Genomic DNA, 15,168 nt, shown 5'->3' on the forward strand with positions numbered 1-15,168 from the left:
TCAATCTTTGTACCGCACATTCTGCCGGTTTTCTCGCGCTTTCTGCCGCCTGTTTCCGCAATTTATTTGATCCCATGCATTCGCGTGGTTTATGAAGCGGCATTCAAACAGGAGTGATTACAATGTTGCGCGATCAACTCGCCGCCGCCCTCAAGGATGCCATGAAGTCCAAGAACGCCGAACGGCTTTCGACCGTTCGCCTGATCCAGGCAGCGATCAAGGACCGGGATATCGCCAATCGCGGCGCCGGAAAGGAAGAGGCTGGTGACGACGAGATTTTGCAGATCCTCGCCAAGATGGTGAAGCAGCGCGACGAATCGGCGAAGATCTATGAGGAGAATGCGCGTCCCGAGCTGGCCGCGAAGGAGCGTGCCGAGATTGGCGTGCTTCAGGACTTCCTGCCGAAGCAGCTTTCGGACGCCGAAGTGCGCAGCAACATCGCCGCGATCATCGCTGAGATCGGTGCGGCGGGCCCGAAGGATATGGGCAAGGTGATGGCCGTTCTGAAGGAGCGCTATGCCGGCCAGATGGACTTCTCCAAGGCATCCGGCGCCGTCAAGGAACAGCTGAACTGATCAGCGCAGGCTCGCCGTCTTCCTGGCGGCGGGCCCTAGGACCGCCTCTGCGGCGGCATCGACAACCGTGAATTTTGCCGCCTGATATCCCCAGTATTCCATGACAAAAGCGCGCGATATCCAAGTGTCGCCCTTATAGGGCGGCTGGGTCCAGCCCACGCTTCCCATTTCGGACGCCTGCGTCAGCAGGCGCTTCAGATGCGTGTTGGAGATCATGAACTGGTCACGGATTTCCTTGAGCGACAGCGGCCCGATGTAGGCCCGCTCCGAGCTGCGATCGAAGGTGTCGATGCGGCTCATGAGGTAGTCCATGATCAGGCCGCCGGAATTGGCCCAGTTGAACAGACTGTATGTTGCGCCGGGGTCGCGCACGGCGTCGCTATCGATGATCGCCTTGGAAATCAGCGGCTGTATCTTGGAGAAGGCTGCCGGGTCGGCGTTGATTCGGTCCAGCCGATTGCTGCCGTCCAGACTGTCGAGAATGAAAAGATGCGTGGCGAGCCACCTGAAAAAGTGCTCGTGGGCAGTTTCCGTCGGCTCCAACAGGCGCGTGCGCTTGTCGCTGGTACTCTCGACCGGGCGAAGGAACCGGTATGCAAGCATTTCCTGGATAAAGGCTGCGGCGGTGTTGCGGCTGGCAATCTTGTTGGCCACGACGAAGGCGATGAAACGGCCGGAATAGAGGCCGAGTTTCGGTTCGCCAGGGTAGCCGAAATGAAGGGCGAAGCCGGCATGGGCCATCAGCCAGCGCTGTTGCGCGGCAAAGATCGATGCGATGCGCGGGCTCTCGCGATAGATCGACAGCATTTCGCGGGCGCAATGCAGCACGGCCACGAAGAAGGCGTCGCTTTCTAAAAAATCTTCAACTTTATGTGGCATGCGACCATCCCGATAGGTCGCTTTCATTAGGCATCGGACGATAACTGTCAATGCCTTCCGCGGCCGATAGTGGAGGCGGAAATATCAAAAATTAAACCTTTGGGTGAAATTAAAGAAGGCAGGAGCTGGGGGTGCTCCTGCCTTCTTGCTCTTTGCTTCCGGTGGCAACGCAGGACCGAGATCCAAGCCAACAGGTACTTGCAAAGACACCCTTGCGAGGCGGCGCCGGGGGTAGGGATGGTGCCTCGCACGGGGATCGCTGTGTTGGCTCTGAAGTTATTGCGACGCGGCAAGTGATTCAAATTACAAAAAAATAATGATTGGCGACGGAGGCTGCCTTAGATGTGTCATTCGTGCTTGAGGTTGTGGCTTTGCGACGGGCAATCATCATTTCGAGCAATTGCGAAGCTGTTGTTCCGTCATCGATTTTTGACGATTGGCAAAAAATGAGTGGCCGGCACGCTAGTCTGGCATACACGCAAAACGCGGGTTGCGGTTTTCAGTGTCGCACCCCATGTCGCAGGGCTGGTAACGTATTTTTGAACGCGCATTCCTGGAGATTTTTCAAGCCGCGAAGGCCCTGTGAATAGCGCGTCCTTCGGCCAAATGCCGTGGCATGTGCCGATGAACCTGCTTATATGGACCCAGCTAAGAGGTTCACATGCGCTTTTCCAATTCCTTTCTCGACGAGATACGCGATCGCGTGCCGATTTCGGACGTGATCGGTCGTCGTGTGAGCTGGGATAAGCGCAAGACCAACGTCTCTCGCGGCGATTATTGGGCCTGTTGCCCGTTTCACGGCGAAAAGTCGCCGAGCTTTCACTGCGAGGACCGCAAGGGGCGCTACCACTGCTTCGGCTGTGGCGTAACCGGCGATCACTTCCGATTCCTGACGGATCTGGAGGGGTTGAGCTTCCCGGAGGCCGTGCAGCAGATCGCCGATATGGCAGGCGTTGCTATGCCGGTTGCCGATCCGGTCATGGAAAAGCGCGAGAAGGAGCGCACCTCGCTTCTCGACGTGATGGAGCTCGCGACCAAGTTCTTTCAGGATCAGCTACAAACGGCAAACGGCGCGCGGGCGCGCGCTTATCTGCGCGATCGCGGGCTGACGGGGCGGACGATCGAGACGTTCCGGCTTGGCTTCGCGCCAGACAGCCGCAATGCCCTGAAAGAGTTTCTGGCAGGCACGGGCGTTGCCAAGGAGCAGATCGAGGCTTGCGGTCTGGTGGTCCACGGTCCCGACGTGCCGGTCTCCTATGACCGTTTCCGTGACCGCATCATGTTTCCGATCCTGTCGTCCCGCGAGAAAGTGATTGCTTTCGGCGGGCGGGCCATGTCGGCGGACGCGCCGGCCAAATATCTCAATTCCAACGAGACGGAGCTCTTCCACAAGGGCAATGTGCTCTACAATTTCGCGCGCGCCCGCCGGGCGACGCAGGGCGCGAACGGCGAGGGCACGATCATCGCCGTCGAAGGCTATATGGACGTGATCGCGCTGCATCAGGCCGGCGTCGAGAATGCCGTCGCGCCGCTTGGCACCGCATTGACCGAGAATCAGCTCGACCTCCTCTGGAAGATGACGCCGCAGCCGGTGCTTTGCTTTGATGGCGACGGCGCCGGCATTCGCGCTGCCAATCGCGCAGCCGATCTGGCGCTCCCGCATATCAAGCCGGGGCGCACCGTTCGCTTTGCCCTGCTGCCAGACGGCAAGGATCCGGACGATCTGGTGCGCAACGAGGGGCGCGCGCCCTTCGACAAGGTGATGAGCCAGGCCAAGCCGCTGGCTGAGATGATCTGGGGCCGTGAAATCAATACTGGGCAGTTCGAGACGCCTGAAGCGAAGGCGGAGCTCGAAGCGCGGTTGAAGCAGCTCGTCGCCGTCATTGCCGATGAGAATGTCCGCCGTCACTACCAGCAGGACATGCGCGACCGGCTGAACGGCTTCTTTCAGCCGCAATTCCAGAATCGTAGCAATGAGCGGCGAAGCTTCGATCGCGGCGCCGGCCAATCCCGCGGCCGTGGCGGGGAGGGCGCGCGCGGCCCGCGCCTTTCCGGCGGCGGCATTTCCGATCGGCTGGCCCGCTCCGGTCTGGTTCGTGGCCATCAGGAAACACCTGCCTTGCGAGAGAGCGTGCTGGCGCTGACGGTCATCAACCATCCGGCCTTGATGCAGGACGAATATGACGAGATCGCCTCGATCGATTACGACAACCGCGAGCTTCAGCGGCTCTGGTCCGTCATGCTCGGGGCTGCAGCGGCCGTCGCCGGGCCGCATCTGACGCGTGAGTATCTGCTGGAGCGCATGGAAGAGCAGGGTTTCGGTCCGTTGCTGCAAGGGCTTGAGCAGCAGATTCGCAATGCTCGCCTCTGGATCGCTACATCAGAGGCGGCGATGGAGGATGCACGGGAGGGGTATCGGCAGGCGCTCGCCTTCCATAAGCGTGCCAAGGCTTTGCGCTTCCAGAAGATCGAGCTTGAGCGTGAGATCGCCGAGGCGACCGAAGCCGGCAACGGCGAGGTGATCGACCAGTTGATGCGCGCTTTGCAGGAGGTCCATTTCGAAGGGCTTCGCCTTGAGAACCAGGAAGCGATCATCGATGGTTTCGGCGTGCTTTCCGGCCGCGTCAAGGGAGCGGCGAGCCATTGATGGGTTCGGCAGATCGGGGACGCGACGTTCGGCTTCAGCTTCCTCACTGTGCCGACAACCGCCAACAGACAGTCGACGGCGGGCGGCACGTCATTCCGAATCCGAAATGATTTCCATAAACCGGCGGCCGTATCGTTCGAGCTTGGTCGCGCCAACACCTGAGATCGACAACATTTCGTGATCTGTCGTCGGTCGCTCGGTTGCAAACGCGATGAGTGTGGTATCCGGGAAAATCACATAAGGAGCGACGCCCATTTCCTTGGCGATGGACATCCGTTCCGCTCGCATCGCCTGGAAGAGCTGCTCATCGCGACCAGACAGGCCAGTACCCCTTGTAGCCTGCGGCGTCCTACCTTTCGCCCCCTTGCCAAATTTTTCCCGGTAATCCTTGCGCAGGACAACGTTGATTTCCTTCTTGAAGACCGCACGAGCTGACTGATCGAGCTTTATGGCTCCAAACTCGTCATGGGCGACCGAAATGAAGGAATGGGCGAGCAACTGTCTAAACACAGATTGCCAGGTGCTGGCCGGAAGGTCTTTTCCTGCGCCGAACACGGGCATCTCAGTATGGCCGAACTTCGAGGTGCGATCCGTTAAGTTGCCGGTCAGCACGTCGATCAGATGAGCCACGCCGAAGCGCTCGCCCGTTCGATAAACGGCCGCCAATGCTTTGATAGAGGCTGCGGTACCATCCCAGGTTTCGACCGGCCGGTTGCAGGTGTCGCAATTTCCGCACCGCGCGGACGCCGCTTCGCCGAAGTGGCCAAGGATCGCCTTTCGCCGGCATCCCGCCGTCTCGCAGATTCCGAGAAGGGCGTTCAGTTTCGCCCGTTCTATGCGCTTGATCTCGTCCGTCGCTTCGCCTTCGTCGATCATGCGGTGACGCTGGACGATGTCCGCCATGCCGTAGATCATGAAGGCTTCAGACGGGAGACCATCGCGACCTGCGCGTCCAGTTTCCTGGTAATAGGCTTCGACCGAAGAGGGGAGGTCAACATGCGCCACGTAGCGAACGTTCGGCTTGTTGATGCCCATCCCAAAGGCCACGGTCGCGACGAGGCAAAGGTCTTCTTCTAAACGAAACGCGTCCTGGTTCGCTGCCTTCTCGTTCGGATCCATCTTGGCATGGTATGCTTTGGCCTTGATGCCGTGATCGTTTAGCCATTCAGCGGTCTCTTCGACCTTCTTCCTCGATAGGCAATAGACGATCCCGCTCGATCCCTCGTGCCGCTTCAGGAAGCGCAGGAGCTGACTTCTGGCATTGTCCCGCTCCACGATCTCGTATGAAATGTTCGGGCGGTCGAAGCTATCCATGTAAACGGCGGCGTCATCCAGTTCCAACTGCCGGATGATGTCAGCCCGTGTATGAGCGTCCGCGGTCGCCGTCAGCGCAATTCTGGGGACATCGGGGTAAAGCTCCTTGAGCTTCCCAAGTCCAAGGTAATCTTTGCGAAAATTATGTCCCCAGGAACTGACGCAGTGGCATTCGTCGATAGCGATCAGGGAAATCGGCACGCTTCCGAACAGGTCGGCAAAGCCAGGCATCACAACGCGCTCCGGCGTTACATACAGGAGCTTGATCTTGCCAGCTCGCAGACTGGACCGGACACGGCGGGATTCTTCTTCGGATTGCTGCGACCAGAGGCACTCGGCTGCCACGCCCAGCGACTTCAGCTCCTCAACCTGATCCCTCATCAACGCGATGAGCGGCGAGATGATAATGGTCGTTCCCGGCAGGCAAACACCGGGTATCTGGAAGCACAGGGATTTGCCCTTGCCCGTCGGGAATAGCACGAGCGCATCGCCTCCAGACATGACATGGCGAATGACGTCTGCCTGCTTTCCACGGAAGCTGTCGTACCCCCAGACGCGTTTCAACACTTCCTCGGGGGAAGCGCGGTCGTCGAACAGTGCGCAAGACGCGGAGCGTTGGCTGGCAGCAGGCATCATTGAACGCCTTGCGAAAGGTTCCGGGGCTGATGGCGTTTTTGTACGAAGAAAACTCATGGCGTAGGGATACTACGATTCGCATAAAGCATGCCGCGAGAAGCTGAGGTTTCCCCGCTTCCTGACATCGATAAGGCTTTCAAAGGATGCTTCGAGATCCCGACGAGGGACGTTTGCCAGGTGTTGCTGCTCATGCGGACTGCCGCATTCATGCTCATCGCCGTGGTTTCCTGCGTCGTCTTCGAGATGGTGCCAGCTGTTTTCGGACGCGTCGAGGGGCTTCGATCTCCAGTCTTTGCTTTGCTAATCCGCGTTTCGCCTATCTTGCTAATTGTTCATACGATGTCCACGGGATGGCAAAATCCTGTGGGCATGCGGTTGTGGCCTTCAACAGACGTCATCGTCCGCGACTGCTATTCCGGCTGGCGGCTACAAGGCCAGACGAAGCGGTTCGGGATTCAGTCGTTCAATGTGGACGGGGAGCGATCCCGGTGCGTTCCACGCTGAAGTCCATCGGGGCGCGCCCCCGTTCAGTCGCGGAAGTCTACTTTTACCCCCGGTTTCACCATGCTGGCGAGTTCCTCGACGTCCCAATTGGTAAGCCTGACGCATCCGTGTGAGCCAGCCTTGTCGATCAGATTGGGCTGCGGAGTTCCGTGAATGCCATAGGTTGGCTCGGAGAGGTCGATCCAAACCGTTCCGACTGGGTTATTGGGGCCGCTTGGCAGTTCAAGTTTCTTTTTATTTTTGCCCTGCTGGAAGTTGAGCTTGGGATTGTAAACGTATTTTGGATCGCGAGCGACGCCAATAACCTTGTGTCGCCCGATGGGGGAGGGGTTGTCCTCGCTGCCGATAGTGGCGGGATATACGGCCAGGATGGATCCGTCCTTAGCATATGCGATCACCTGACCACTCTTGCGTCTCGCTTCGATGCGTTTAACGCTCCCGGTTCTCGGCGCACCTATGACCGCGACCGAAATTGTTTCGCCCGGGATGAATTTTTTCTCAGGGTTCAGCGCTTTCAACAGGTTAGTGTCCATGTGGAATCTCTCTGACAGCCTCTCAGCTACGCTGGTGTAGCCAAGATGCTGCATTTCAGCCTGCTTGGCGTAGTCCTTCGGTATGTTCTCGACCAAATCCGCGGCGTCATCCGGAGCGATCACATAGGGTCCGATGACATGGTGATCATCGTTCAAACGCTTGGCCATCTCCGGATCTGGCTTCCCATCGACGGGCAAACCCTGCATTGCTTCGAAGCCAGCGACAGCCTTCGTCAGGTTCTCCCCGGGGAGCCCGTCGATGACGCCCGGCGACGAACCCGCTCGATCCAGGAGAACCTGAAGGTGGACGAGGGCCGGGTCCGGCTGCGGTGATCGCTCTGCCGGTTGGTCGGAGATGCTGGCTGTCACTGCATCGTTGACGGCTTGGGCCGAAATTTCCTGCCCGTTTCCGATACCGTGGGCCAGAAGCGAGATGAATCCGCCGATCAGTAGGGTTTTTATCATGTTCCTAGAAACGCTGAGTCATCAAAAGGTTCCGCTGCCAACCCTCACTGGCGATACGACGCTCATTGCCTTCGCGACCGAGCGGCCGCGCACGCACAAGGAGATGCTCGCCATCTCGGGCGTCGGCCAATCGAAACTCGAGCGCTACGGCGATGCGTTTCTAGACGTGATCCTCAGCCACGACGGCTAGGGTTTGACCGTACGTTTTAACAATGGCATCTTCCATGCCACGACACATGCAGGCATCCCGCGATGCACTGTTCGCATGGTGCCTCCTTTTGCCTTCGGTCCATAGCTTGCCATTGCCGCCATCGTTTCCAACAACCGTCGGCGGAGAGAGTGAAAACATCCCACAGACATTGCCTTGAACGCGCAAGTTAACAGCGGAGAATGTTGGATGCCTGACCCGTCGCAATCGCAGCCGCATTCTCATCTGGGATCTCTGGTCATCATCGCTGCCGTGGTCGCCATCGGAGCAGGGGCGTTCGCTTACACTGCAGGTTGGTTCTCGCCCGGGCGTCTCACCCCGACGAAGCTCGTCGGTGCGCTGGCGCCACCCGATGGGCCGGCGCTTGGCCATCGGCGAAATCACGCAAAAGGCATCTGTTTCACCGGCATATTTGAAGCGAACGGGAATGGCACGGCTCTCTCCCGTGCGACCGCTTTCGTTGCTGGGCAATATCCGGCTGTCGGACGATTCAATCTTGGTACGCCTGACCCGAGTGCAACCGACGCCACGGTTCGCGTGCGGGGGATCGGAATTCAGATTTCGACCCCCGACGGCGACGTTTGGCGCATGGCCATGATCGATCCGCCAATCTTTCCGGTCGCCACGCCTCAGGCGTTCTACGAGCTGCTCGAAGCGTCGAAGAGCAAGGATCCGGAGGTCATGAAAGCTTACGCCGCAGCGCATCCGGAATTTGCGGCATTCGGCAAGTGGGCAACGACTGCGCCGTGGACCGCCAGCTACGCGGAAGTGGCATTCAATAGCCTCAACGCCTTCATCTTTACCGATGGTGCCGGCGCAGACCACGCTGTCCGCTGGTCGCTGACGCCGCAAGCGCAGGTCACGCCGATTTCCGCTCCTGACCTGGAAAAGCTTGGTCCCAACCACTTGGACGAGGACATCATGGACCGCGTCAGCAAGGCGCCGCAGCGCTGGACGATGGTCTTAACGCAAGCCGACCCATCGGACCCAACCTCGGATCCGACGAAGGCGTGGCCACCGGAGCGCAGAACTGTTCAGGCCGGCACGCTGGTCGTGCAGAAGATCGAGGTGGAGGCAGACGGCCCTTGCCGCGACATCAACTTCGATCCGACCGTCTTGCCTGATGGCATCAAGGTGTCCGACGATCCGTTCCCGGCAGCGCGCTCGGCAGCTTATGCCAAGTCTTATGACCTCCGTACTTCGGAAGCGAGTTACTACCCTCGAACCGCCGGGAGCACAAAGCCATGAGCCGCACCAACACCGAGTTCACCGCGCTTCAGCGCTCATTGCACTGGCTGATGGCAATCTGCATTCTGGCAATGCTTTTTATCGGCGTCGGGATGGTGTCCACGATCGGGCGGCAGTACACCCCTTTGCTGGCCACCCATAAGACGCTCGGCATCACAATTCTCGTACTGGCCCTGATCCGCCTTGTGGTCCGATTTATCTATGGCGCGCCGGCGCTGCCTGTCGATCTTCCCGAGCCGATGAAGCTCGCCGCGCACCTGTCGCACCTTGCCTTGTACGCACTGATGATCGGCATGCCGCTGATTGGCTGGGCCATGATGTCTGCAGGCGCCTATCCTATCGTCCTTTACGGTCAGATACGGCTTCCTGCGATCCTGCCGCAGAGCGACAGCCTGCACACACTGCTGTGGAACGCGCACTTCTATCTGGCCTTTGCCTTTTTCGCGCTCGTCTTGCTGCATCTTGCGGCCGCGCTGTTTCATGCGCTTGTCCGGCGCGACGGGGTCTTGCAGACCATGCTGCCGGTCGAGAACAATGATGTGCCACTGAAACCCCAACGGAACGAACATTAGAGCGCCTCGCGAAGGAGCAGCTCGATCTGCCAGCGTCGGCCGCTTGTCGAGCATGCAGCCGAGATCGCCTGGAATGTTGTCATCGCCGGCACGGCGCCCACGCTCATCACAAGCGCCTCGGATGCCCGTCGTGGACGCTGACCGGTTCTGATCTCTGTCAATCCACACAGTGGATATGATTTGACGATCTGCGTCCGCAAAACCAGGCTTGAGGACGGCAAGACAGGCGCTTGGCTATGTGCTAGTGCAGGGCATCGGGAAACATCACAAGAAGGGCATTCAATGACCTCGCAATTCCTCTCCCACCTGCGCACCGAACTTGCCGCACTGAAGGACGCCGGGCTTTACAAGTCCGAGCGCATCATCACGTCAAAGCAGGGGGGCGAAATCGCCGTTACCTCAGGCGAGCGGGTTTTGAACTTCTGCGCCAACAACTACCTCGGGCTCGCCGACAACGAGGAGCTTGCCGAAGCGGGCAAGAAGGCGCTCGACCGCTATGGCTATGGCATGGCCTCAGTGCGCTTCATCTGCGGCACGCAGGAGGAGCACAAGCAGCTCGAGGCGCGCATTTCCTCCTTCCTCGGCATGGAAGACACCATCCTCTATTCCTCGTGTTTCGACGCTAACGGCGGCCTGTTCGAAACGCTGCTCGGCGAGGAAGATGCGATCATCTCAGACGCGCTGAACCATGCCTCGATCATCGACGGTGTGCGCCTCTCCAAGGCCAAGCGCTTGCGCTATGCCAACAATGACATGAAGGCGCTGGAGGAAGAGTTGAAGAAGGCGCAAGGCAGTCGCTTCAAGCTGATCGCCACCGACGGTGTCTTTTCGATGGACGGCATCATTGCCAATCTGCAGGGCGTCTGCGATTTGGCCGAGAAGTATGGCGCGATGGTCATGGTCGATGACAGCCACGCCGTCGGCTTCGTTGGCAAACACGGGCGCGGGTCGGCGGAGCATTGCGGGGTCGAGGGCCGGGTCGATATCATCACCGGGACGCTTGGGAAGGCGCTCGGCGGTGCTTCCGGCGGCTATACCTCGGCCAAGGCGGAAACGGTCGAGTGGCTCCGCCAGCGGTCGCGTCCCTATCTGTTCTCGAATACGCTGGCGCCGGTGATCGCCGCGGCGTCCCTCAAGGTCTTCGATCTCATTGAGAATGGCGATGCACTGCGCGAGCGGCTGGCGGCCAATGCGACGTTGTTCCGCTTGGAGATGACGAAGCTCGGCTTCACGTTGGCGGGCGAGGGGCATCCGATCATTCCGGTCATGCTCGGCGATGCCAAGCTGGCGCAGGACATGGCGGCGCTGATGTTGAAAAAGGGCGTCTACGTGATCGGCTTCTCCTTCCCGGTTGTGCCGAAAGGGCAAGCACGCATCCGCACGCAGATGTCGGCCGCGCATTCGCGTGCGGACGTCGAGCGGACGATCGCAGCCTTCGCGGAAGCTGGCCGCGAACTCGGTGTCATCTAAAGGGTTTGGGAGAGTAGGATCATGTCGAACATGATGAAGGCACTGGTCAAGGCAAAGCCGGAGGTCGGGCTTTGGATGGAGCATGTTCCCGTTCCCGAGGTCGGGCCGAACGATGTGCTGATCAAGGTGAAAAAATCCGCGATCTGCGGCACCGATGTGCATATCTGGAACTGGGACCAGTGGGCGCAGAAGACCATTCCGGTGCCGATGGTGGTTGGCCACGAATTCTGCGGCGAGATCGCACAGATCGGCTCGGCGGTAACGAAATATCATGTCGGCGAGCGGGTCTCCGGCGAGGGACATATCGTCTGCGGCAAGTGCCGCAACTGCCGCGCAGGTAGAGGGCATCTGTGCCGCAATACGCTGGGCGTCGGCGTCAACCGCCCCGGTTCCTTCGGAGAGTTCGTCTGCATTCCCGAGGCGAACGTGGTGCCAATCCCGGATGATATTCCCGACGAGATAGCCGCGATCTTCGATCCATTCGGCAACGCGGTGCACACGGCGCTGTCCTTCGATCTCGTCGGCGAGGACGTGCTTGTCACCGGCGCTGGGCCGATCGGCATCATGGGGGCGCTGGTCGCCAAGCGATCGGGGGCGCGCAAGGTCGTCATCACCGATATCAACCCGCACCGGCTCGACCTCGCCCGCAAGCTTGGCATCGATTATGTCGTCGACGCCTCGAAGGAGAACCTTGCCGATGTGATGAAGTCGATCGGCATGACCGAGGGCTTCGACGTCGGACTGGAAATGTCGGGCGCCGCACCGGCGTTCCGCGACATGATCGACAAGATGAATAATGGCGGCAAGATCGCCATCCTCGGCATCGCACCCGCCGGCTTCGAGATCGACTGGAACAAAGTCATCTTCAAGATGCTTAACCTGAAGGGCATCTACGGCCGCGAGATGTTCGAGACCTGGTACAAGATGATTGCCTTCGTGCAAGGCGGGTTGGATCTGTCGCCTGTCATCACGCACCGGATCGGCATCGATGACTTCCGGGAGGGGTTCGAGGCGATGCGCTCCGGCAACTCCGGCAAGGTGGTCATGGATTGGAACTGAGGGGGACTTATGATTTACGAGGGAAGCTGCCATTGCGGCAAAATCGCATTCGAAGTGGACGGGGAGTTCACCTCCGCCCTTGATTGCAATTGTTCACTTTGCCGACGGCGCGGAGGGCTGCTCGCCTTCGTTGCGCGCGACAAGTTCACGCTGAAAACGCCGCGTGAGACCCTGTCGACCTATACGTTCAATACGCGCACCATTCAGCACCGCTTCTGCGACACGTGCGGCATTGCTCCTTTCGCCGAAGCCAAAATGCCTGATGGCGCCGAGATGGCGTGCATCAACGTCCGCTGCATTCCTGCTGTCGATCTTGCAAGTCTAGAGATCCAACCCTGGGATGGGCAGTCTCACTAAGCGTTCGACCCGGATTGAACAACTGAAGGCGGGCAGACGAATCTTGGCGGCAACTTTGCCGTTCAAGAAGAATGCCTGCTGCTCTTGTCTTCTTGTGGTGACATCCTATCTATGCTTGGCAATCGCTTGAGCGGTTCCGGGCCTGTGGATAAGGCTTTTTCCGGGTTTTCTGAGGCTTTTTTGCTAGAAAAGCTTGACGAGAACAAAAAATATGGGAATCACCGTTCGACTTGGAAAGCGGTGAACTGGGTCAAGGGCGGATCGCACAACCATGGCCGGACATATGATGACTTTTGAGCTCTGTCGTCCGTCGCCGGCAATCGTGGTTAATCAGGCATTAAATCTCATCCCGTTAGGTGGGACTAGGTGATTCGAGACGGTCGTATGCGGCGTATCGGCTGCGTGCGGCCGTTCACTGCGGCGAGTTTGAATAGCGTCAGGAAGGCGACGACATAAATGGCAACCAAGGTCAAAGAGAACGAAGAAGCGGAAGTCGAACGCGACGGCGGCACCGACGGCCCTCTTCTCGATCTTTCCGATGACGCGGTCAAGAAGATGATCAAGGCCGCGAAGAAGCGCGGCTATGTGACGATGGACGAGCTGAATGCTGTCCTGCCGTCCGAAGAGGTGACGTCCGAGCAGATCGAAGACACGATGTCGATGCTGTCCGATATGGGCATCAACGTCATCGAGGACGAGGAAGCCGAAGAGGCCGGCGCCAGCGGTGGCGACGACGACGATTCCAGCTCCGACGACGAAAGCGAAGGCGGCGAACTGGCCCCTTCTGGCGGTACCGCCCTTGCGACCGCCAAGAAGAAAGAGCCGACCGACCGTACCGACGATCCGGTGCGCATGTACCTGCGCGAGATGGGCTCGGTGGAGCTTCTGTCGCGCGAAGGCGAAATCGCGATCGCCAAGCGCATCGAGGCCGGCCGCGAAACGATGATCGGTGGTCTCTGTGAGAGCCCGCTGACGTTCCAGGCGCTGATCATCTGGCGTGACGAACTGAACGAAGGCACGACGCTGCTTCGCGAGATCATCGATCTCGAAACGACCTATTCCGGCCCGGAAGCCAAGGCTGCACCGCAGTTCCAGAGCCCCGAGAAGATCGAGGCCGACCGAAAGGCTGCTGAAGAAAAGGAAAAGACGCGCCGCGTCCGTTCCGGCGACGACGACATCACCAATGTCGGCGGCGAGGGTCTGCCTCCGGAAGAGGAAGAAGAAGACGAAGACGAGTCCAACCTGTCGCTGGCCGCTATGGAAGCGGAACTGCGTCCGCAGGTCATGGAGACGCTCGACATCATCGCCGAGACCTACAAGAAGCTGCGCAAGCTTCAGGACCAGCAGGTCGAGCAGCGGCTTGCTGCCACCGGCACGCTGTCGTCCGCCCAGGAGCGCCGCTACAAGGAACTCAAAGATGAGCTCATCAAGGCCGTCAAGTCTCTGTCGCTGAACCAGAACCGCATCGACGCCCTCGTCGAGCAGCTCTATGACATCAACAAGCGTCTCGTTCAGAACGAAGGTCGCCTGCTGCGTCTGGCTGAATCCTACGGTGTCAAGCGTGACTCGTTCCTTGAGCAGTATCAGGGCGCCGAGCTTGATCCGAACTGGATGAAGTCGATCGGCAATCTGGCCGCACGCGGCTGGAAGGAATTCGCCAAGGGCGAAAATACGACGATCCGCGACATCCGCCAGGAGATCCAGAATCTCGCAACGGAAACCGGCATCTCGATCTCGGAATTCCGCCGCATCGTGCACATGGTGCAGAAGGGCGAACGCGAAGCACGCATCGCCAAGAAGGAAATGGTCGAAGCGAACCTTCGTCTCGTCATCTCCATCGCCAAGAAGTACACGAACCGCGGCCTGCAGTTCCTCGACCTCATTCAGGAGGGCAACATCGGCTTGATGAAGGCGGTCGACAAGTTCGAGTACCGTCGCGGCTACAAGTTCTCGACCTATGCGACGTGGTGGATCCGCCAGGCGATCACCCGTTCGATCGCCGACCAGGCCCGCACGATCCGTATTCCGGTGCACATGATCGAAACGATCAACAAGATCGTTCGCACGTCGCGCCAGATGTTGCATGAGATCGGCCGCGAACCGACGCCGGAAGAACTGGCCGAAAAGCTCGCAATGCCGCTCGAAAAGGTCCGCAAGGTTCTGAAGATCGCCAAGGAGCCGATCTCGCTCGAAACCCCCGTGGGCGACGAAGAAGATTCACACCTCGGCGATTTCATCGAGGACAAGAATGCGCTTCTGCCGATCGACGCGGCCATCCAGGCGAACCTGCGCGAAACGACGACCCGTGTTCTGGCATCGCTGACGCCGCGCGAAGAGCGCGTCCTGCGCATGCGCTTCGGCATCGGCATGAATACCGACCACACGCTCGAAGAAGTCGGTCAGCAGTTCTCGGTCACCCGCGAACGTATCCGTCAGATCGAGGCGAAGGCGCTACGCAAGCTCAAGCATCCGAGCCGCTCCAGAAAGCTCCGCTCGTTCCTGGACAGCTAAGTTTTCACCTTTGACCAAACGCATCCGAGAGCCGGGCCTTGTGCCCGGCTTTTCCTTTGGCGCGCATCCGCGGACCACGGTGTTCCTTGTTGTCAAATGGGGACAGGAGTAAGGTACGCTCCACGGGGGACAGGACCGACCACAGCGCATGAGCGAAGGTCGCCATAGCCTGTTGCGTAGGGCCGAGACC

Annotated in this window: 12 protein-coding genes; 9 read left to right on the forward strand and 3 right to left on the reverse strand. The window is 59.4% G+C overall.

All coding sequences use genetic code 11. The annotated features are described in order from the left end of the window. Positions 1 to 122: 122 nt before the first annotated feature. Positions 123 to 575, forward strand: coding sequence for a GatB/YqeY domain-containing protein (locus PMI09_RS06480; RefSeq protein WP_007790091.1), 453 nt, complete (start codon positions 123 to 125; stop codon positions 573 to 575). On the opposite strand, the gene PMI09_RS06485 is transcribed toward PMI09_RS06480, so the two are convergent. Continuing rightward, positions 576 to 1,454, reverse strand: a complete 879-nt coding sequence (locus PMI09_RS06485) for a hypothetical protein (protein WP_007790092.1) — start codon at positions 1,452 to 1,454, stop codon at positions 576 to 578. 661 nt (positions 1,455 to 2,115) lie between these two features. Between PMI09_RS06485 and dnaG the strand changes: the two genes are divergently transcribed. Beyond that, complete coding sequence (dnaG, locus tag PMI09_RS06490; protein ID WP_007790094.1) at positions 2,116 to 4,101, forward strand: DNA primase; 1,986 nt, start codon at positions 2,116 to 2,118, stop codon at positions 4,099 to 4,101. 90 nt (positions 4,102 to 4,191) lie between these two features. On the opposite strand, the gene recQ is transcribed toward dnaG, so the two are convergent. Then, complete coding sequence (recQ, locus tag PMI09_RS06495; RefSeq protein ID WP_007790096.1) at positions 4,192 to 6,051, reverse strand: DNA helicase RecQ; 1,860 nt, start codon at positions 6,049 to 6,051, stop codon at positions 4,192 to 4,194. A gap of 527 nt (positions 6,052 to 6,578) precedes the next feature. Further along, on the reverse strand, positions 6,579 to 7,553 hold the full coding sequence (locus PMI09_RS06505) for a L,D-transpeptidase family protein (protein WP_007790097.1): 975 nt from the start codon (positions 7,551 to 7,553) through the stop codon (positions 6,579 to 6,581). Between PMI09_RS06505 and PMI09_RS32515 the strand changes: the two genes are divergently transcribed. From PMI09_RS32515 to rpoD, 7 genes are all read left to right on the forward strand, one after another. Continuing rightward, positions 7,522 to 7,743: an HRDC domain-containing protein gene (locus PMI09_RS32515; RefSeq protein ID WP_274533073.1), complete on the forward strand. Its 222-nt coding sequence runs from the start codon at positions 7,522 to 7,524 to the stop codon at positions 7,741 to 7,743. The two genes, PMI09_RS06505 and PMI09_RS32515, sit on opposite strands and share 32 nt — an antisense overlap. Before the next feature lie 207 nt (positions 7,744 to 7,950). Next, positions 7,951 to 9,009, forward strand: a complete 1,059-nt coding sequence (locus PMI09_RS06515; RefSeq protein WP_007790099.1) for a catalase family peroxidase — start codon at positions 7,951 to 7,953, stop codon at positions 9,007 to 9,009. Beyond that, positions 9,006 to 9,581 (forward strand): cytochrome b, encoded by a 576-nt coding sequence (locus PMI09_RS06520; protein WP_007790102.1) that lies wholly within the window; start codon positions 9,006 to 9,008, stop codon positions 9,579 to 9,581. Before PMI09_RS06515 ends, PMI09_RS06520 begins: the two co-directional genes overlap by 4 nt. 282 nt (positions 9,582 to 9,863) lie before the next feature. Beyond that, positions 9,864 to 11,051: a glycine C-acetyltransferase gene (locus PMI09_RS06525; protein ID WP_007790104.1), complete on the forward strand. Its 1,188-nt coding sequence runs from the start codon at positions 9,864 to 9,866 to the stop codon at positions 11,049 to 11,051. 21 nt (positions 11,052 to 11,072) lie between these two features. Further along, entirely contained in the window at positions 11,073 to 12,110 is a 1,038-nt protein-coding gene (tdh, locus tag PMI09_RS06530) for an L-threonine 3-dehydrogenase (protein ID WP_007790106.1), read from the forward strand. A gap of 9 nt (positions 12,111 to 12,119) precedes the next feature. Beyond that, positions 12,120 to 12,467 carry a GFA family protein gene (locus PMI09_RS06535; protein WP_007790107.1) on the forward strand — a complete coding sequence of 116 codons (348 nt, stop codon included), beginning with the start codon at positions 12,120 to 12,122 and terminating at the stop codon, positions 12,465 to 12,467. A 456-nt stretch (positions 12,468 to 12,923) separates the two neighbouring features. Further along, positions 12,924 to 14,978, forward strand: a complete 2,055-nt coding sequence (gene rpoD / locus PMI09_RS06540) for an RNA polymerase sigma factor RpoD (protein WP_007790109.1) — start codon at positions 12,924 to 12,926, stop codon at positions 14,976 to 14,978. Positions 14,979 to 15,168 lie beyond the last annotated feature (190 nt).

Origin of the sequence: Rhizobium sp. CF122, assembly GCF_000282035.1 — a bacterium.
Classification (GTDB): domain Bacteria; phylum Pseudomonadota; class Alphaproteobacteria; order Rhizobiales; family Rhizobiaceae; genus Rhizobium.

What these genes read in the sequence shown, in the direction of transcription:
- PMI09_RS06480 (WP_007790091.1), top strand. Translation starts at nt 123, where the DNA reads ATGTTGCGCGATCAACTCGCCGCCGCCCTCAAGGATGCCATGAAGTCC.
- PMI09_RS06485 (WP_007790092.1), bottom strand. Translation starts at nt 1,454, where the DNA reads ATGCCACATAAAGTTGAAGATTTTTTAGAAAGCGACGCCTTCTTCGTG.
- dnaG (WP_007790094.1), top strand. Translation starts at nt 2,116, where the DNA reads ATGCGCTTTTCCAATTCCTTTCTCGACGAGATACGCGATCGCGTGCCG.
- recQ (WP_007790096.1), bottom strand. Translation starts at nt 6,051, where the DNA reads ATGATGCCTGCTGCCAGCCAACGCTCCGCGTCTTGCGCACTGTTCGAC.
- PMI09_RS32515 (WP_274533073.1), top strand. Translation starts at nt 7,522, where the DNA reads ATGAATCCGCCGATCAGTAGGGTTTTTATCATGTTCCTAGAAACGCTG.
- PMI09_RS06505 (WP_007790097.1), bottom strand. Translation starts at nt 7,553, where the DNA reads ATGATAAAAACCCTACTGATCGGCGGATTCATCTCGCTTCTGGCCCAC.
- PMI09_RS06515 (WP_007790099.1), top strand. Translation starts at nt 7,951, where the DNA reads ATGCCTGACCCGTCGCAATCGCAGCCGCATTCTCATCTGGGATCTCTG.
- PMI09_RS06520 (WP_007790102.1), top strand. Translation starts at nt 9,006, where the DNA reads ATGAGCCGCACCAACACCGAGTTCACCGCGCTTCAGCGCTCATTGCAC.
- PMI09_RS06525 (WP_007790104.1), top strand. Translation starts at nt 9,864, where the DNA reads ATGACCTCGCAATTCCTCTCCCACCTGCGCACCGAACTTGCCGCACTG.
- tdh (WP_007790106.1), top strand. Translation starts at nt 11,073, where the DNA reads ATGTCGAACATGATGAAGGCACTGGTCAAGGCAAAGCCGGAGGTCGGG.
- PMI09_RS06535 (WP_007790107.1), top strand. Translation starts at nt 12,120, where the DNA reads ATGATTTACGAGGGAAGCTGCCATTGCGGCAAAATCGCATTCGAAGTG.
- rpoD (WP_007790109.1), top strand. Translation starts at nt 12,924, where the DNA reads ATGGCAACCAAGGTCAAAGAGAACGAAGAAGCGGAAGTCGAACGCGAC.